The sequence below is a fragment of the Bradyrhizobium sp. AUGA SZCCT0105 genome (assembly GCF_018129565.1).
Taxonomy (GTDB): domain Bacteria; phylum Pseudomonadota; class Alphaproteobacteria; order Rhizobiales; family Xanthobacteraceae; genus Bradyrhizobium.
In genome coordinates, this window is the sequence record NZ_JAFCMK010000003.1 from 103,270 (window position 1) to 120,996 (window position 17,727).

Annotated in this window: 22 protein-coding genes and 1 pseudogene; 10 read left to right on the forward strand and 13 right to left on the reverse strand. The window is 60.7% G+C overall.

Annotation, left to right across the window (positions count from 1 at the left end; genetic code table 11):
* Positions 1-77: 77 nt before the first annotated feature.
* The 6 genes from JQ573_RS16270 (at position 78) to JQ573_RS16295 (ending at position 4,553) form a co-directional block, all read left to right on the forward strand.
* Entirely contained in the window at positions 78-371 is a 294-nt protein-coding gene (locus JQ573_RS16270) for a c-type cytochrome (RefSeq protein ID WP_409334721.1), read from the forward strand.
* 62 nt (positions 372-433) lie between these two features.
* The gene (locus JQ573_RS16275; protein ID WP_212313197.1) at positions 434-1,156 is read left to right on the forward strand and encodes a CBS domain-containing protein; all 723 of its coding nucleotides are present in this window, start codon (positions 434-436) and stop codon (positions 1,154-1,156) included.
* Between the two features lie 18 nt (positions 1,157-1,174).
* On the forward strand, positions 1,175-1,339 hold the full coding sequence (locus tag JQ573_RS16280) for a hypothetical protein (protein ID WP_212313199.1): 165 nt from the start codon (positions 1,175-1,177) through the stop codon (positions 1,337-1,339).
* A gap of 175 nt (positions 1,340-1,514) precedes the next feature.
* Positions 1,515-2,192, forward strand: a complete 678-nt coding sequence (locus tag JQ573_RS16285) for a helix-turn-helix domain-containing protein (protein WP_212313201.1) — start codon at positions 1,515-1,517, stop codon at positions 2,190-2,192.
* Positions 2,193-2,244: 52 nt separating this feature from the next.
* Positions 2,245-3,597, forward strand: a complete 1,353-nt coding sequence (gene hemN / locus JQ573_RS16290; RefSeq protein ID WP_212313203.1) for an oxygen-independent coproporphyrinogen III oxidase — start codon at positions 2,245-2,247, stop codon at positions 3,595-3,597.
* Positions 3,598-3,815: 218 nt separating this feature from the next.
* Positions 3,816-4,553: a CBS domain-containing protein gene (locus tag JQ573_RS16295; RefSeq protein WP_212313205.1), complete on the forward strand. Its 738-nt coding sequence runs from the start codon at positions 3,816-3,818 to the stop codon at positions 4,551-4,553.
* A 51-nt stretch (positions 4,554-4,604) separates the two neighbouring features.
* On the opposite strand, the gene JQ573_RS16300 is transcribed toward JQ573_RS16295, so the two are convergent.
* Positions 4,605-4,781: a DUF6894 family protein gene (locus JQ573_RS16300; protein WP_212313207.1), complete on the reverse strand. Its 177-nt coding sequence runs from the start codon at positions 4,779-4,781 to the stop codon at positions 4,605-4,607.
* Positions 4,782-5,173: 392 nt separating this feature from the next.
* On the opposite strand from JQ573_RS16300, the gene JQ573_RS16305 reads away from it, so the two are divergent.
* On the forward strand, positions 5,174-5,476 hold the full coding sequence (locus tag JQ573_RS16305; RefSeq protein WP_249131874.1) for a hypothetical protein: 303 nt from the start codon (positions 5,174-5,176) through the stop codon (positions 5,474-5,476).
* 648 nt (positions 5,477-6,124) lie between these two features.
* Here the strand turns inward: JQ573_RS16305 and JQ573_RS16310 are convergent.
* From JQ573_RS16310 to JQ573_RS16320, 3 genes are all read right to left on the reverse strand, one after another.
* Positions 6,125-6,337, reverse strand: coding sequence for a DUF2892 domain-containing protein (locus JQ573_RS16310; RefSeq protein WP_249131875.1), 213 nt, complete (start codon positions 6,335-6,337; stop codon positions 6,125-6,127).
* Positions 6,338-6,461: 124 nt separating this feature from the next.
* A complete protein-coding gene (locus JQ573_RS16315; RefSeq protein ID WP_212313210.1) occupies positions 6,462-7,283 on the reverse strand; it encodes a universal stress protein in 822 nt (273 codons plus the stop codon).
* A gap of 477 nt (positions 7,284-7,760) precedes the next feature.
* Positions 7,761-8,132, reverse strand: coding sequence for a carboxymuconolactone decarboxylase family protein (locus JQ573_RS16320; protein ID WP_212313212.1), 372 nt, complete (start codon positions 8,130-8,132; stop codon positions 7,761-7,763).
* A gap of 288 nt (positions 8,133-8,420) precedes the next feature.
* Between JQ573_RS16320 and JQ573_RS16325 the strand changes: the two genes are divergently transcribed.
* Positions 8,421-9,155, forward strand: coding sequence for a CBS domain-containing protein (locus JQ573_RS16325; RefSeq protein ID WP_212313219.1), 735 nt, complete (start codon positions 8,421-8,423; stop codon positions 9,153-9,155).
* Between the two features lie 153 nt (positions 9,156-9,308).
* Here the strand turns inward: JQ573_RS16325 and JQ573_RS16330 are convergent, their stop codons facing one another.
* The 4 genes from JQ573_RS16330 to JQ573_RS16345 form a co-directional block, all read right to left on the reverse strand.
* Complete coding sequence (locus JQ573_RS16330; protein ID WP_212313221.1) at positions 9,309-10,697, reverse strand: MBL fold metallo-hydrolase; 1,389 nt, start codon at positions 10,695-10,697, stop codon at positions 9,309-9,311.
* On the reverse strand, positions 10,694-11,701 hold the full coding sequence (locus tag JQ573_RS16335; protein WP_249131876.1) for an LOG family protein: 1,008 nt from the start codon (positions 11,699-11,701) through the stop codon (positions 10,694-10,696). Before JQ573_RS16335 ends, JQ573_RS16330 begins: the two co-directional genes overlap by 4 nt.
* Positions 11,694-11,870: a hypothetical protein gene (locus tag JQ573_RS16340; RefSeq protein ID WP_212313223.1), complete on the reverse strand. Its 177-nt coding sequence runs from the start codon at positions 11,868-11,870 to the stop codon at positions 11,694-11,696. Before JQ573_RS16340 ends, JQ573_RS16335 begins: the two co-directional genes overlap by 8 nt.
* Before the next feature lie 215 nt (positions 11,871-12,085).
* The gene (locus JQ573_RS16345; RefSeq protein ID WP_212313230.1) at positions 12,086-12,547 is read right to left on the reverse strand and encodes a CBS domain-containing protein; all 462 of its coding nucleotides are present in this window, start codon (positions 12,545-12,547) and stop codon (positions 12,086-12,088) included.
* 352 nt (positions 12,548-12,899) lie between these two features.
* On the opposite strand from JQ573_RS16345, the gene JQ573_RS16350 reads away from it, so the two are divergent.
* Complete coding sequence (locus tag JQ573_RS16350; protein ID WP_212313232.1) at positions 12,900-13,520, forward strand: LysE family translocator; 621 nt, start codon at positions 12,900-12,902, stop codon at positions 13,518-13,520.
* Positions 13,521-13,560: 40 nt separating this feature from the next.
* Here the strand turns inward: JQ573_RS16350 and JQ573_RS16355 are convergent.
* Positions 13,561-14,024: pseudogene (locus JQ573_RS16355) on the reverse strand (host attachment protein).
* Between the two features lie 130 nt (positions 14,025-14,154).
* Here JQ573_RS16355 and JQ573_RS16360 point away from each other — a divergent pair.
* A complete protein-coding gene (locus JQ573_RS16360; RefSeq protein WP_249131878.1) occupies positions 14,155-14,841 on the forward strand; it encodes a CBS domain-containing protein in 687 nt (228 codons plus the stop codon).
* 88 nt (positions 14,842-14,929) lie between these two features.
* On the opposite strand, the gene JQ573_RS16365 is transcribed toward JQ573_RS16360, so the two are convergent.
* From JQ573_RS16365 to JQ573_RS16380, 4 genes are all read right to left on the reverse strand, one after another.
* Positions 14,930-15,643, reverse strand: a complete 714-nt coding sequence (locus JQ573_RS16365) for a S1C family serine protease (RefSeq protein WP_249131880.1) — start codon at positions 15,641-15,643, stop codon at positions 14,930-14,932.
* A 79-nt stretch (positions 15,644-15,722) separates the two neighbouring features.
* Positions 15,723-16,223, reverse strand: coding sequence for a hypothetical protein (locus JQ573_RS16370; protein ID WP_212313234.1), 501 nt, complete (start codon positions 16,221-16,223; stop codon positions 15,723-15,725).
* Between the two features lie 181 nt (positions 16,224-16,404).
* Positions 16,405-16,827 carry a cytochrome c gene (locus tag JQ573_RS16375; protein WP_249131883.1) on the reverse strand — a complete coding sequence of 141 codons (423 nt, stop codon included), beginning with the start codon at positions 16,825-16,827 and terminating at the stop codon, positions 16,405-16,407.
* A gap of 265 nt (positions 16,828-17,092) precedes the next feature.
* Positions 17,093-17,671, reverse strand: coding sequence for an adenylate kinase (locus JQ573_RS16380; RefSeq protein WP_212313238.1), 579 nt, complete (start codon positions 17,669-17,671; stop codon positions 17,093-17,095).
* Positions 17,672-17,727: the final 56 nt, after the last annotated feature.

The window sequence follows — 17,727 nt, forward strand, 5'->3', positions numbered from 1 at the left end:
GCGCGAGCCGTCTCGTGAAACATCCTGTCAGGACATTTCAGTGTCATGTCGCTCGCGGCCTCGCTATCATCGGCACGATCTGCGCCGCGCTGACTCCGGCCGCTGCCGACCAGGAACAAGGTCGCCGCCTTGCGCAGCTCTACTGCGCTCGCTGCCATTCAATCGACCGGGTAAGCCCGAGCCCGCTGAAGATAGCACCACCGTTCCGGACATTGCACGAACGCTATCCGGTCGAGATGCTGCAGGAAGCGCTGGCGGAAGGGATCGTCACCGGCCATCCAACCATGCCCCAGTTCAGCTTCGAGCCGGACCAAGTGGGCGACTTCATGCTGTTCTTGAAATCGCTGGAGCGCGGGCAAGCAGACCGTTGAGCCAGGTCAATGTGCGGAGTGCACGGAGCTTTATTCTATTTCTCTCAACACGGAGGTCCGACATGCGTGCGCATCAGATCATGACCAAGCATATCATCGCCGTCAGTCCGCACACGAAGATCCTGGATGCGGCCAACATCATGCTGCGATGTCACCTCAGCGGTCTGCCGGTGATGGACGAAGACGGCACGCTCAGGGGCATGGTGTCCGAGGGAGATTTCCTGGAACGCAGCGAGATCGGCACAGGACACAAGCGCTCAGCATGGCTGGAGCTGTTCACCGGCGTGGGTCGTGCCGCGACCGATTTCGTGCATGAGCGCGGCCGCAAGGTCGAAGATGTCATGACGGCGAACCCTATCACCGTCGAGGAGCAGACGCCGCTCGAGGAGATCGTGCATCTGATGCACAAGCATGGCGTGAAGCGGGTTCCGGTCGTGAACGGCAAGACCATGGTCGGGATCGTCACCCGGGCGGACATCCTGCAGGCTGTCGCTTCGCTGGCGCGCGAAGTTCCCGACCCGACCGCCGACGACGGCCATATCCGCGAACGGATCCTGCGCGAAATCAACGCCACCGGCTGGCGCCCCGCCGGCTTCCAGGTCTGGGTACGCAACGGCGTCGTGCATCTGAACGGCCTGATCTTCGATGACCGCGCGCGCCAGGCCGCGATCGTGCTGGCCGAGAACACCTCGGGCGTCAAGGAGGTTCATGATCACCTCTGCTTCGTCGACGGTTATTCCGGCTACTATGTGGAATCTCCGGAAGACATCAAGGCGGCCGGCTGATCAATCGAGGAGCCCAACATGGCAATGAGCACACTGCTTGTGGTCACGGCCGTCTGTCTCATCTTCTCGCTCTTTGCGCTCGTGCTCGCCGTGACCGATCGCAGCACGACGCGCTGGCTTCGGGAAGAGGACGGGAATGGAGCCAGCACGCGCGCTGCCTATCCCGACAAGAACGGCCACTAGCCTCTCCTCTTGAGCGACGTGCCGCGCGACCGATGTCTCGGCGCGCGGCTACTTTGGCCGGCACCTACGTATAAATACGTAAGTGGCTTCTACTTAGGGGAAATATCCAAATTTCCCGATCCAGGGGATGCGATCAATCTGCCTCCATCGATCTTCCCATCCATGGAGTGCCGCCATGCAGACCCAGAACGCCATTTCTATCGAGAACAGCCGTCACCCGACCAGCATCCTCAGCCGACAGGCGCGCGTTGAGGGGCCCTTCGGCATGATTGGGACGCCGATGCGGTTCGCACGCAACAGCGAGATTTACGGCGAGGATGAGGCCGCGGAATACCTCTATCAGGTCGTCTCCGGCGCCGTCCGAACCTACAAGATTCTGGAAGACGGACGTCGCCAGATCGGTGCTTTTTATCTGCCCGGCGATATCTTCGGCTTCGAGGCCGGCGAGACCCATATCTCCTCGGCTGAAGCCGTCTCCGAGGCCCGGGTCATCGTGGTCAAGCGCGCCGCGCTCCTGGTCCGAGCCGGCCACGAAAAGGATCTGGCACGCCAGCTGTGGGACGCTACGGCCCAGGAGCTGCGCCGTTTCCAGGAGCATCTGATGCTCCTGATCTGCAGCGCCGAAGATCGTGTCGTCGGCTTCCTTCATGACATGGCGCGCCGCGCCGTCAAGAATGCCACTATCGAGCTTCCGATGTCGCGCCAGGATATCGCCGACTATCTCGGTCTGACGATCGAAACGGTGTCACGCACCTTTACCCAGCTTGAGCAGAACGGCGTGATCTCGCTTCCGACCTCGCGCCGGGTGGAACTGCGCAACCGTGCGATGTCGAACCGGATCATGGCGGCGTGAGAGGGCGAGCCAAGCTCCGATGATCGACGGCGAGTGAGAGGCGAGGAATCCAATGCGGTCGGGCCTGGCGATCACCTATGGGCAGGACAGGCTGCCGCGCTATACCAGCTATCCCACGGCTCCGCATTTTTCTGCGGAGGTCGGCGAGGCTGATTACCGGACGTGGCTGAGGTCGGTTCCAGCCCGCCGGCCGGCCTCGATCTACCTGCATGTGCCGTTTTGCCGGTCGATGTGCTGGTACTGCGGGTGCCACACCTCCATCGCCAATCGCGACGAACCGGTCGCCATTTACGCCGCCGGCCTTCGCACCGAGGCGCACCTCGTTGCGGAAGCGGTCGGTCAGCGGATGCCCGTCTCCCACATCCATTTCGGTGGCGGCACCCCGACGATCATGACGCCCGAAACCTTCGCCGATCTCGTCAGCGCGCTACGCTACTCGTTCTTCGTGCAGCCCGACGCCGAGATCGCCGTCGAGATCGATCCGCGCACCCTGACCGAGCCGATGGCGGAGGCATTGGGCTACAGCGGCGTCAACCGCGCGAGCCTTGGCGTCCAGAGCTTCGATCCTGTCGTTCAGCACGCCATCAATCGTTCGCAGAGCCTTGAGCAGACCGCGGAAGCGGTCGAGCGGCTGCGCCGTGCTGGCGTCAGTCGCATCAACTTCGACCTGCTCTACGGCCTGCCTTCTCAGACTGTCGCTTCCTGCCTGGATACTGTCGACAGATGCGTCGCGCTGCGGCCCGACCGGTTTTCCGTGTTCGGATATGCCCATATTCCCTCCTTCAAGAAGCATCAGCGCATCATCGACGAAGCGTCGCTGCCGGATAGTCTCGAGCGGCATCGTCAGTCCGAAGCAATCGCGCAGGCGCTGACCGATGCCGGATACATCCGCATCGGCCTCGACCATTTCGCGCTCCCCGGCGACAATCTGGCCATGGCAAAGCGCGAGGGCCGGCTGCGGCGTAACTTCCAAGGTTATACGGACGATTCTGCCGAGATCCTGATTGGTCTGGGCGCCAGCGCAATCGGCCGCATGCCGCAGGGCTTCGTGCAGAATGCGGTCGCGATACGCGACTACCTTGCGCGCGTCGCCGAGGACCGGCTTGCCACCGTCAAGGGCTACATGCTGACCGCGGAGGACCGTTTCCGTGCCGACATCATCGAGCGCATCATGTGCGACATGGCCGTGGACCTGCCGGGAGTGTGCCGCCGACACCGCTGGGATCCGAGTTCGGCCGTCGTCGATCGTTCCCGGCTCGACAGGCTGATCGCGGACGGTGCCGTGACGATGATGGGCGATCGCCTCTCGATCAACGATGACGCGGAATTCCTGGCCCGAAGCGTCGCCTCGGCGTTCGACGCTCACCTTGGTCGCGCCACGGCCCGGCATAGCCGAGCGGTCTAGATTGCGACCATGGCGGGGGTCGAACAATCAGAAAGCATGGATCGTCACCAACTGTGGGCGGCTTGCCCAAGTCGGTTGCCTGCCCAATACCGAGCATGTTCAGCGCAGTTACACGATCGTCCGGTTGATAGGGATCAACACACGTTGCGCCTTCCAGGAGTTAGCTGGGGCTTGTCAGTTCATGTCGGAGGATCTACGCCGTGCGCGTACGGGAGATCATGTCACGGAACGTCATCACAATCGATGCTGATGCATCGGCGATCGATGCCATCAGGACGATGCTGTCCCATCACATCAGTGGCCTTCCTGTCGTCGATCGGGATGGCGCGCTCGTCGGGATTCTGTCGGACGGAGATTTCATCCGCCGCGTGGAAGTTGGAACGGAGAAGCGCCGCGGCCGCTGGCTTGCGATGCTCACAGGCTCGAGCCAGGTCGCACTCGACTTCGCCCGTCAACACGGCCGCAAGGTCAATCAGATCATGTCGCCCAACCCGATCACTATCGAGGAGGACACCCCGCTCGAGCAGGTCGTTCAACTCATGGAATCGCACGGCGTGACGCGATTTCCGGTCATGCGCGATAAGAAGCTGGTTGGGATGGTCACACGCACGGATTTCATGACCGCCATCGCAAACCTTCGCCTCGACCTATCCTCCTCTTCCGGCGACGACGACCAGATTTGCGCATCGGTCATTGCGGCGCTGGCCCACGCGCCGTGGCGACCCGCTGCGCTGAACGTGAGCGTGCACGACGGGATCGTCAGCTTGCGCGGCAACATCCGGAACGACAATGCGCGCAAGGCCACGACCGTTGCGGTGGAGAACGTTGCAGGCGTGAAGCGGGTCGACGACCAATTGGTGAAAATCAACTACCCGCCGCCGGAGGAGGACTATGGCGGCGGCGACTTTGTCTCGTTGGAGGAAGAGCCTTCGACGGAAGACGATCAGCCCTTTTAGGCTGGCGAGAGGCCCCGATGATCGTGCCGACGGCGCCTGGGCGTCGCCAGATCAGGCGTCAGTTCGGTTTTCAGGTAGGATCGATCGCCTCCCCGTGATTTCCTCGCCCGACTCGTCGATGACCACCACGTTGCTGTGCGTGATCGCGGCGGCGACGTTCGCGAATTCAAGTCCGATCCGATCACGGACCGGAACACCATCCTTCGTGTCGAAATAGTAAGTTCTCATCAGGATCTACACGTATCCGATTGAAAAGCGCCCGCCCAAAGAAGCTGCCAGCTTGCGGCAGTCGGCAGCTTCAGTGGGCTGCTGTGCGCAGTTGGGGGATCTGCGCGGGCCCAAGCAAAGCGGAATGCTGAGGCGTCGGACTTGATCTGCATCAATCCGAATTGCGATCTTCTGTCGCGTCTTGAGACGCGATCTGTCCCGCTCCATTGCTGATGCAGGCACGAGCGGCCCAATCGACGAGGAGGATGCCGAGAGACCCCAATCACGGAATATGGCGGATATCCTGCGGTTCACGTTCGTCATGGGCTCGATTTCATCGCTATTCGACATTGCGACTTTCACCATTCTCCTGAACCGGCTGGTTCCTGGAATCGATCGCTACACAGATCCTCGTGATCTTTCTGATCCGCTCGCGGCGGCCGCCGTGGCGCGCCAGCCGCCCGCATCGCATCCTGGCATTGGGCTCGCTGGGCGCGCTTGCTTCAGGCATTTTCCTGGCGCTGGGACCGTTCGGTACCTTGTTCGGTTTTGCGGACCTGCCGCCTGTGCTCCTCGGCGCGATTGCTTTGATAACGATCAGCTACCTCGCCATGGCCGAGGCTGGAAAGCATCTTGCGCTCCCAGCCGCCGCACAGCCAAATCGCGCTACGCTGGCGCGACAGCATCCCGCCAGCGATGCCGCACTGAATGGATGACCCACAGACACTACCCATTAGCGGGAGCGCGGATCAGAGTTGATCCGCATCAAAGCCATTCTTCCCCCGAATGCGATCCTTGCACTGGTACGATATGGCTTTGACCACAAATGGATCGATCACGGCAACGGAACGCACAGAGACTTGACGACACGAGCGATAGCAATGCTCGGGCCGCTATAGCCTCTACACCGGCCCCAACATTCAACCAGCTGGTCCGACGCCGCCAGCGTCGAAACGGCCCGACCGTCTCATGGTACGGCCGTCTGCTGATCGTCGGAGCATTGCTGGTCGCCGCCGGCTGGCAGATCTTCCAGCTGCTTCTGACTATCATCACTCTCGACTGAAGGTTCGTTGAACGGATTTCGGGCTCAGCGGGACATCGGGGGCGCGTCCTGCACCAACTCGACTGAACCATACGCGTCAGAGTCCGACTTTCGGAAGTACACCGAGCCCTCTCCCGGAACGCTCACACAATGATGCTTCCTGGAAAATTGTGCGACCTTGGCGGCAGCGACCTCGTTGATCCCAAATAACCGCTCATAATCACGATCGGAAATTCTCAAGACAGCGCCCGCGCCGAGACGATCGAGTCGGGACCGCAACTCGGCAAGAGTGAGGTTTTCATTCATTATTGTTATCAGATCTCTAGATCGAGCTGGACTTCTGCCGCGTGTTGATTCCCAGCAACGTGTAGAGCGGGCAGTACGAGAAGAATGCCGTCGCGATCAGGACGAATCCGAGAGTCCCGGCGACCAGCCATCCTGCTCCAAGCGAGCCGTCCTTCAGCGTATATGCGATCACAGCCAAGCCGATGATGATCCGGGCGTACTGATCAATGAGTCCAACGTTGCGTGTCATGGCAATGCGCCTCCTTTGATGCAGCTCCATTTTTGAACGCATTCCGGCACACGGCCCTTGATCGTGATCAATTCACACGGTGCAGACCACCAAGCAGCGCCAGACCGGGGGGGACACAGCCGATCTAATGCGACATCAGCAGGCAGATTGGGGCGTGCTGCAGCAAGCCGCGCGTCATGCCGCCGAACATCCATTCACCGAGCCGGCTATGCCCATAGCCTCCGGTGACGATGAGGTCGGCGCCTTCGTTCCTTGCCAGCCTGACAAGGTATTCTGCGTCCGGCTCGGCCGTGTGGACCCGAACGTCGAACTGGCAATTGACGCTGTGCCGCTCGAGATAGCTCGCGACATCTCGCAAGCGGCGGGTCGCTGCGTCCTGCTCGTCAGACGTGCAGATTTCGGCGACAGTCACCTTCGAAGCCCGGGTCAGGAAGGGCAGTGCGTCGCGGACCGACAGACGGGCCTCGCGGGTGTCCTTCCAGCCGACGACAATGCGGTCGGCCGACAAGCCAGTCACGCCTTCCGGCACCGACAGCGTGGGACGTCCCATCCGCAGGATGGCCTCAGCCGAGTCGAGGTAATGGAAATTGTCGGACTGGGCTTTCCGGCGCTTGAAGACAACCAGATCTGCCACCCTGGCCTGCTCCGCCAGGAACGCAGTCGGGGATTCCAGCGCCCATCGCCATTCCACTTTATGGCGCTCCCGCCCGGCGATCCTCCTGAACCACTCGCCCTTCGCCGCGAGATCGGCCCGCATCCGCTTGATATCATCCTCGGTGGTCTGCTCGATGATCACGCCTTCGGCGACAAAGGGCGGATCGATGGCGGACGCTGAAACACCGATCATCGATGCATGAAACTTGTCCGCAATGCCTTCGGCGACACGAACCTGTCCCTCGTCCTGCTGCTGAGGGTCAACGTAAACCATGACATTGGCCAAATACATGTGCCTGCTCCACCAAGGTGAAATGATCGTCTATTGTTGGGCATGTCGGCGCTGCCAACGTTGAGCCAGCTCAAGCTTGCCTCGATCCCCGAAACTATTCGTCGGTCGCCTGCCTAATCTGGATCCCGCCCGACGCTGCGAGCCGAGCGCGCCAGCGCCTCATATCCGGCCGCAATCTTCATGAAGTGATCGCGAGTTGCCTGGTCCTGATGTCGTGCAGCCTGGCGCTTCGTCCGCTCGGCGCGGGACGCCCAATATGAAGCGTCGTCCTGAGGCTTTCCGGCACGCGGCTTCTTCTGCGCGACCTCAACGGCATTCTTCGCCGCCTGACGTGGCCGCTGCGCTTCGGTCCCGTGTTGCTGCGACGGCCGCTGCTTGGCATATCCAGAGCACATCATACAAATCTCCCAGTTATCGAAGCACGACAGTTCCGGTCCCTTCCGACAGTTCGCCAACCGCCTCGCGGCGCCGATCGGATCAATCCATCGCCGGCTCGGCAACCACGGCGCGCTCCTGAAACTGGTCGTAAGCCCCGAGCGCGTCAGCGGCGTACATCAGAGATGGTCCACCGCCCATGTAGATCGCCAATCCGAGCGTCTCCTCGAGCTCCTTGCGGCTGACCCCAAGCTTGACCAGGGCCTCGGCGTGGAAGCCGATGCAGCCGTCGCAGTGAGCGGCAACGCCCAGCGCGAGCGCGATCAGTTCCTTTGTCCGTGCATCAAGCGCGCCATTTCTGGTTGCCGCCTGCGCCATGGCCGAGAACGCTCGCATGGTCTCCGGAATACCCTTGCGGAGCTGGTCCAGATTGCTGGAGATGTGCTTGCAGACGTCGGCATAGTCCTTTTGCATACGACCCTCGGTCTTCGAGATTGGAACGGTCCAGGGAAGGGCGGCTCTACCGACGGGGGTGCACCGGCGAACGCCGCCCTTCATCCAACGCAGCCCGGCAACACGATCTGGCCTCTCTGAAGGACGTGCGTGTTCGGCCTGCAAGGACCCGCACTTTGTAACGCAGCAATCACGCGTGACATTGCGCCAGATCAAACCGCGCAGTTTGCCGCTTGCGTCAGATCGACACGTCCCAACCATCAGAAACTAATCTGAACACCACGTTCCAGACCGATCGGAGATATTCAGATGTACGCGCACCAGATCATGGCCCGCAGGGTGCTTTCGACAACGCCGGACAGCACCATCCTCGATGCGGCAAACATCATGCTTCAGCACCGTGTCAGCGGGCTTCCCGTGATCGATCGCGACGGCACGCTCGTCGGCATTATCACCGAAGGCGATTTCCTTCATCGCAGCGAGATCGGCACCGAACGGAAGCGTAACTGGTTGACGACTTTCGTCCTCGGACCAGGAAAATGGGCCGAGGACTACGTATTCGAGCATGGACGCAAGGTCTCGGAGATCATGACACGCACGCCGGTCACCGTAGCCGAGGATGCACCCCTGACAGCGGTCGTCGAACTGATGGAGAAGAACAACGTCAAGCGACTGCCGGTGGTTCGCAGCGGCAAGCTTGTCGGCATCATCACCCGCAGCAACTTGCTGCGAACGGTGGCGAGCCTTGCACGCGACGTACCCGCTCCGACGGAGAACGACGACCAGATCCGGCGGCACATTCTGGACGAGATCGAACGGAACGCCTGGTGCCCGTTGGGACTGAGCGTCATCGTCCGAGACGGCATCGTTCACTTGAGCGGCGTGATCACCGAAAGCAGATTTCGCAAGGCCGCGATCGTCGCCGCCGAGAACGTCCCCGGGGTCCTCCAGGTGCATGATCATCTCTGCTGGGGCGATAGTTTCTCGGGCTACTATTTGAAATCTCCTGAAGATCAGGAGCTTGAGGAGAAGCAGACTCGCTGAAAGCGACTCGGCGAGGAACGTCTCATGTGCTTCGGGAACCACGATCACCTCTGCTTCGTGGATACCTATACCGGCTTCTACGTCGAATCTCCCGAGGACATGAAGGCTGCGAGCTGAAGCGACCGGATCGTCTGGCTCTCTTTCGCGGGCCGCCTAGAGATCGAACACGTCACCCAGACCCGGCAGCTCGACCCGCTGGCCCGGCAAAAGCGTAGCGAGCGCCTGCATTACGGGCTCTTCGCCATGGACCAGGAACGTTGCCTCGCATCCCTCGACCGCGCTTCGCCATGCGAGCAGCTCCTGCTGGTCCGCATGAGCCGAAAATCCGTTGATCGTGTAGATCGTGCTGCGAACCGCAATGTCTTCGCCGAACAGCCGCACGGACTTGGCCCCATCGATGATCTGCCGCGCAATCGTTCCCGAGGCGGCGTATCCGACAAATACGACCGCCGATTCCTTGCGCCAGATATTGTGCCGGAGATGATGGCGAATTCTGCCGCCCGTGCACATGCCGGACCCGGCCATGATGACGGCACCGCCGGTTACCCTGTTGATGGCGACTGAATCGGCGCTCTCGCGGACGAGATGCAGGTTTGCCGGTTGCAGTGGATCCCGCCCATCCCGAAACATGGAAGCGGCCTCGGAGCTGAGACATTCGGAATGCCGCTTGAATATCTCGGTCGCCGAGATCGCCATCGGCGAATCCAGGAAGATTTGCATCGCCGGCGGCAGCCTGCTGCGCTCCACCCCCTGGCGCAGCACATAGAGGATCTCCTGGGCGCGCTCGAGCGCGAAAGTCGGGATGATGACGTTACCGCCACGCGCCAGCGTGCTGCTGATCGCGCCGTAAAGTTCCTCGATGGAGTCTTTCAGCGACCGATGGCGCCTGTCTCCGTACGTCGATTCCATGACGACAATGTCGGCGCTAGCGGGGGGACTGGGGAGCCGCAGCAGCGGGCGACCGGCGTTGCCAAGATCGCCCGAGAACAGGACCGAACGCGCGCGGCCGTACTCGGCGGCCTCGATCAGGATGCTCGCAGAGCCCAGGATATGGCCGGCATCGAAGAAGGTCGCTCGAAGTCCCTCTGCGAGCTGCAGCGGTTGTCCATATTCAGCCGTCCTTCCAAACCGGTCGAAGCAATCGAGTGCATCGACAACGGTGTAGAGCGGCGACGGTATATCCTCTTCGCCGCGCCTGCGCCATTGACGGGCTCTCCGCTGTGCGTCTTCCTCCTGAAGATGCGCGGCATCGACCAGCACGAGGCGGGCCAGCTCGCGACTGGCCGCAGTCGTGATCACTTCACCCCTGAACCCTCGCTTGGCGAGCAATGGAATCCTGCCGCAGTGATCGAGATGAGCATGGGTTAGCAGAAGATAGTCGATGGTCGCGGGATCGAACCCGAAGGCGGCAATATTCTCTTCTGCTGGATCGCGGCCTCCCTGAAAAAGACCGCAATCGATCAGAATGCGTCGGTTCAGGCATTCGATCAGGTGACAGGATCCGGTCACCGCTCGATCGGCGCCATGAAAGGATAACTTCACGATCCGACCTCTTGACTGATCGACTTGCCCCGTGAGGCGACTTCTCCAACCGGAAGCAGCGGCTGGCCGGCCACCTCGTACCACCGCAGGATACTCTGCCAGGCTTGCTCGGCGGTCTCTGCAAACCAAAACAGGTTCCTGTCTTCCGGATCGATGACCCCCTCCTCGACAAGGAAGTCCGGATCAAACGCGCGACGCCAATACGACTCGCCAACCAGCACGACCGGCACCGGCGCAATCTTTCGGGTTTGCGCCAACGACAACACTTCGAACAGCTCGTCCATCGTGCCAAAGCCACCCGGGAATGCCACCAGCGCCCGCGCACGCATCAGGAGATGCAACTTCCGCATCGCAAAATAGTGGAACCTGAAGCAGAGCTCGGGCGTGACATACGGGTTAGGGCACTGCTCCTTCGGAAGGGTGATGTTCAGTCCAATCGACTGGGCCCCGACGTCGTGCGCCCCCCGGTTCGCGGCTTCCATGATGCCCGGGCCGCCGCCGGTCATGATCATGAGGCGGCCGCCGATGGCCTTTTCACTTGAGGCACCGACGATTTGTCCGAACTCGCGCGCGATTCTGTAATACTTGCTCTTCGCCGCAAGGCTCCGTGCCGTCTTGAGACGGCGCTGCAAGCCGTCATCGTCGGGATTCAACGCGAGCGCATCAGCTATCGAGGCGACGGCCCGGCGCGCCGCCTGTGCTTCGCAAATGCGAGTGCTGCCAAAGACAACGATCGTATGAGCGATCTGATGCTCCCGGAGCAGGGTCTCCGTCTTGAGGAAATCAAGTTGGAGGCGAACGCCGCGCGTGGCTTCACTCTGCAGGAAATCTTCGTCCTGATCCGCCTCCTGATAGCTTGGCGATTGCAGGATGCTGCGCAGAATGCCAGGCGCGCGGCTGTCCTCTTCGGCGCCCTTGGGCTGCCCACCCGGAAGCACCGCAGCCCTGTCGACACGGTGAGCCGGTTTCGTGCCCGGACGAATCGATGGCAGATCGTCAGCCATGCGCCGGCATGCCGTCCGCCTCGGAGGATGTGAGCGCCGCATCGAACTTCAGGGCCTCACGAACCTCGTCGTCTTCCAACGCATCCAGTAGCCAGCGGCGATCGGCCGGCTTCCCGCAACCAATATCTGGTCCATATTTCACAGGTTGCTCGACGGCCGGCAACGTCATTCGGTCAGTCATGGCGAACCTCGTCAGCATTCGATGGCTATTGCCTACTATCCGCGATCGACTGCACGGATGCCTTGAGCAAGGTCAATTCAGCGGTAGCTTTCTTTGATGGTAAGGCGCGGAATTGAGCCACTTTCTCGCTGTTGTTGCACTCGATCAGAGGCGCGCGCTCGGATCAATCGCACGCTCTACAATTGCCCGCCGCGGCTTCCGCGTCAGTCGCCCTCGGATCGCGCGAGTATTCGCTCAAGCGCGGTGATCAGCTGCACACGTCCAACGATGCCGACGACCCGCGCATCCCGGAGAACCATGACTTGCGATATCTGATGCTTGTCCATTTCGGAAACGATCTCGTCCACAGTCGCGCATTCATCGACGCAAACGGGCTTGTGGCTCATCACAGCGTCGACGCTCAGGGCCCGAGTCCGCTCGCGGAGCAGCCGCCCCTCCTCTCTGCTCAGCAGCCATTCGAGCCAGAAGCCCTCTGGCCAATGCACGCCGAGTTCGCGACGGTGAAGGAAGTCCCCTTCGGAGATAACACCGACCAGCGCCCCTGAGCCATCGAGCACGGGCAAGCCGCGCTGGCCAGTTTCCAGCAATAGACGAACGGCATCGAGCAATGGCGCGCCGGGTTTGATCGTCGCGAAGGACGTGCTCATGACATCCAAAGCCAACATGGCAAACTCCTCAGAGCTTGGTGTACGCGATGATCTGCCAGCATCGATCAAAAATAGAAGGCCAGGCTGATCTGGATCAATAAGCCGTGCAGCTTTTGTAACCGCTGGTTTCGCCGCAGGATCATTCTGTCAGCTGATATGGGAATCGCCGTCGAGGATGGGGCCTCTACCCCTGATTGCCCACATCGAAAGCTACTCGCAAAAGCTCGCGGCCGTTGCGCCCTCTGCCGACTGCAGCCATGTAAGCTCGAAATCGGGAGAGAGGGCGGCATGTCACGGAGAATTTGACCCAGATCAAGCTATTAGACCAAGATCTAGGCCAATCCCGCCTCGGGAGCACACGGATCGAGCCATGAGCGAAAACTCTCTATTTGCTTTCGTTCTCACGGTCACGCTCATCGAACTGACACCGGGACCTAACATGGGCTATCTCGCGGTGCTGGCCGCGTCGGCTGGTCGCAGAGCCGGTCTTGCCGCAACAGCCGGTGTCGCCTTCGGCTTGTTAGGAACTGGGATCGCATCGTCGCTCGGTCTTGCAGCTATCGTGGCTGCCTCCAACCCGCTTTACGAAGCCCTTCGCTGGGGTGGCGCGCTCTACCTGCTTTGGCTTGCCTGGCAAGGATGGCGCGATGCGCCGCAAGAGATCGCCAAACCTATCGAAGCGACGGCGAACACCAAATTCTTTCTCAGGGGCTTGATTACCAATCTACTCAATCCCAAGGCCGGTGTTTTCTATCTATCGATTTTTCCAACCTTCATCGATGAAGCACGGCCATTGCTTCCGCAGACTGCGATTTTGCTGACGGCGTACGTTACCATAGCGACCATAATTCATTCGGCTGTCGTGATTTCAGCAAACGCTATCCGGCCAAGCATCGAAAAACGGGCAAACACAATGCTCATCAGGCGGATAATGTCGGTATTGCTGGCCGCTGTCGCAATCTGGCTGTTCTATACGACGAGACGGACTTAGTCTCGAACTCGCCCTTGGGACACTGTCGGCCGCGCAGGGCCTATCGTGTGGGCGACGCAAGCGCTTCCACAATATGCTTTTCAATTTCCCCGACGGGACGCTTGGTCAGATCCTTGGAAATCTCCGCAATGATGTGGCGTCTGACATCGGGAGCGAGTGTCGCTCGAAGCTGTGCCAGAGTACGCGGTGCAGCGACGATGACAAGCACAGTCGCTCTTCCACTCCGGACCATGGTCTCCGCAGCCCGCGCAACCCGCCTTGTGAACCGATACTCCTCGAGTCGTGCCAGTCCGTCGGTTCGACGGCTCCTCGCTGACTGGAGACGATCCCCTTGACGAAGTGTCCCGGGGGGTCCGTGCCTTGCAGATGCGCCGCCGGGTTCTGATCTTCGAAGACAGCCTCCGCCTTCAGGTTTGGGAACCGATCGTCGCCTTCGTTGCGGAGCAACAACGCCTTGCGCCCGTCTCCGAAAAACACGAGCGCGTTCACTGGAATTCCCGCCATCTCGACATCCTCCGCTTCAACGGGTCCTCTCTAGGGCCAGGGAACTCCAGATCGATTGATCGGGGTCAAATCACGCATGCGCGCGATCCCGCAGGATGTGACATCTTCCCCGTCTACGGAGAGCACGATCATGCAAGCGCGCGACGTCATGGTGTCCCCCGTCATCACAGTGGACTCCAACGCAACGGTGCAGCGGGTTGCTTCTCTGCTGCTCCAGCACCGCATCAGCGCCGTTCCCGTTGTGGGCAAAGACAGCGAACTCGTCGGAATCGTCACGGAAGGCGACTTGATGCACCGGACTGAAGCAGGCACCGAGCGCCCGTATTCGTGGTGGCTGCGGCTTCTGGTCGGGGACGCGCAAATGGCGTCCGACTACGTGAAATCCCATGCTGTCAAGATCGCAGACATCATGACCCGAAAGGTCGTGACCGCGACGCCGGACACGCCTCTGCATGAAATTGCGATGCTGCTCGAGAAACATGGCATCAAGCGTGTCCCCATCGTCGATGAAGCCGGCCGCCTCCTCGGCATCGTCAGCCGGGCCAACCTGCTCCAGGCTGTTGCGAGCGCCCGGCCGAAGCTGGAGATATCACCGGCCGATTCCGCCATCAGGAAGAAATTGCTCGGCGAGCTTCGCGAGCAACCATGGGCACACACCTTCAATCTGACCGCGACGGTGCAGAACGGCGTCGTCGACCTGTGGGGATATGCACCATCCGCCGCAGAGCGCGTGGCGATCCGGATTGCCGCCGAAGCAATCCCCGGTGTCGTTGCTGTGAACGATCATCTCCTGGAAACGCCGATCATGGTTTACTGATCCCGGTGCACGATCATTGAGCGGCCACCATTCAGCCTGCTAATCAAATCGGTCGCGCCTCAAGACGATCCGCGATCCCGCGGAACGCCTAGTTCATTCTGATGTAGAGACGATCGATGGCATCCGAAGGAATCGCCAGACCAAAGGCGCGCTCGGATTCAGTCTCACCGGTGCTGGCGGCAACAATGCCGATCACTTCGCCCCGCAGATTGAACAGCGGCCCGCCTGAACTGCCGCGATCCAGCAGGGCGTCGGTCTGAATGAGATCCTGGCAAGGGATGCCAGGCCACGAACGATGCAGAGCGCTGACGATGCCGAAGCTAATGCTTTGAGTGAGCCCCGAGGAGCCGCCGACCGCAAGGACGAAATCCCCGGGCTCTGCGTCGATCGATCGACCGATGCGGGCCGCGGTCAGGCCGGAGGCCGAAATCCTCAGCATCGCCAGGTCGTATCGCTCGTCGGCCACCACGAACCTGGCGTCAAGCTGCCGCCCGTCCGGCAATCGAACCGCAAGTGTCTTGGCGCCGCTGACCAGATGATTGCTCGTCACGATCAATCCGGATTCCGCCCTGATGATGACGCCCGCGCCATACGCATCCTTCATAGTGCGAGGCGGTTCATTGGGAAGCTCGGGAGCAGAGTCCATTGACCGGGGGGCTGCCGAAGTCTCCGTGCTGGCCTTTATGCCGACGACACTTTGGATGACCTTCCCGACCAGAGGCGCAAGTGTTTGCACATCCCGGATTTCTCCTGCTTGCACCGGTCCGGCCCAGAGCAAGAGCATCCACGCGATGACGGTCATAGATGACGACAGGCGGTCGGACCACTTCCGCGTCGACTTGCGGCAGGGTCTTTTCGGGTTCATCTCGCGCCCGCCCCGCCTATTCGGCTGCGGCGATCGGCAGCACGCCGGGCCGCTCCGCCGCGATGATAGCCCTCCACAATGCAGCGATACTGCTCTGGGTGGTTGGCAGAATCGAGCAATGCCCTGCGGCATCAAAATCACAGAATCGCGCAGCAGGCTTGTCGCACATCTCGGCGAAAGCTCGATTGATGAGGTCGAGGCATTCGAGGAGCTTGCCGATGTTCTCCAAACCAGCACGACGCTGAAGATCGAGGAGACGAAACGTCACGACCGGCGGCTCGCCGAAGGAGATCTCTGGATGGGCGAGCCCGAAGAACACTTCGACAGCAGATGGCGCCTGCCTAATTCGATTGAGAAGGTTAGCTGCCTGAGCTTCCGTGCAAGCAACCAGGCGAGGCGGCGACGCTCCGGGTGTCGGCCTTGGACCGAGAGCCGCCGATATCTGCTGCTCAAGCCAGAGGCGAACGGGGGCCGGTGCGCTCCGAATTTGCTCGGCATCAAGCATTATGCTGGTCATCGTTGATCCTCCACTTTCCATATGACCACTAGCGACTTTGCTCGCAGCGGCCTTTGACGAGGATCAATGTTGGAGCCGGTCGCTTTCATGCGCGCAGGCTGCGCTCATTCATTACGGCAGATCACGTCGCCGCGACCGAGGCGCGACAGCGGCATGGTCGTCCCGAACGCCATCGTGGCCGTTACTTCTGCTGGATGCGGTTCAGGTAATCGATAACGGCGAGGATGCGTGTTCGCACGACGACTTCCCGCAAGTCCCGCGACGGATCGAGCGCGTCGTAGGTCGGATCAATAGTGTGAGGCACGCTCTTGACGGGATTGAATCGTTCCCCCCAGATCGGCATTTCATGAGTGCCGTGCGCGGAAATTGTTCTCCGCCCATCTACGGCTTCATAAACAGCGGATATAGGAAAGACCCCGTTGTTGTTCTTGGCCAAGGCCGTCAAATCGGCAGGCGGCACCTTCAGCTGCTCAGCAACAGGTCCCTTACCCTTTCCATCTACGCCATGACAACTTGCGCACGACGCTTGAAATTCCGCCTTACCAACATCGGCATCTTCAGCGTAAGCGGCCGCGGCGAAACCGGCGGTCAGACCGGCAATCATGAAAGACTTCAGGCCACATATAATCATATCGTGCCCCCGTTTTCGGATAAGCTCATTTAGCAGTGTTGGTTTGCCCTCGGTACGACGCGAGTCGATGCATCGCGCCCTCCCAGTCTAACGGCGCGGTGCCGCTCGGGCCAGACCAAACAAACATAGACTCTCCACCTCTATCCCCACGCTCAGCCGGAAGCGGCAAGGTAGCTTCGATATGGTGGAGGCGTCGGGTTTGAGCTCGGACCTTGGCTAACCGCTAACTCTCGCTCTCTCAAGCATCGAGCGCTTCCAAGAGCGAGCTTGCTACCTTGTCAATCGATTGCAGACCATTGACGCTCTTCAGAAGTCCTTGCTCACGGTAATAGTCAGCGAGCGGTCTGGTTTGCCCGCGATACTCCGCTAGGCGCACTCTCAGTGCAGCTTCGGTATCATCCGAGCGCGCATAGCCGTTGGACCTTGCTTCGTTCGCGCGGTTGAGGATGCGGCTCAGCAGAGCGGCTTCGTCGACGTCCAATTCCAGCACGCGGTCAATTCGAAGATCGGCCGCCCGCAAAATATCGTCGAGCGCTGCTGCCTGAGCAATGGTCCGGGGAAAGCCGTCCAAGATAAACCCGGATTTCGCATCAGGCCGCGATATGCGCTCGGCAACGATGGCCACGACAAGATCATCGGGAACAAGTTCGCCGCGCTCCATTGTCGCCTTTACCTTTGTCCCGATTGGCGTTCCTTCGGATACGGCCGCTCGCAACATATCGCCGGTCGACAGTTGAGGAATGTCCAGGCGCTTGGCAAGACGGGCCGCCTGAGTCCCTTTCCCGGATCCAGGAGCCCCCAACAGAACTAATCTCACAGCGTTGTCTCCATAGGTTAAAGCATCGGGCGTGCCGTTGGTACGATACGGTCGCT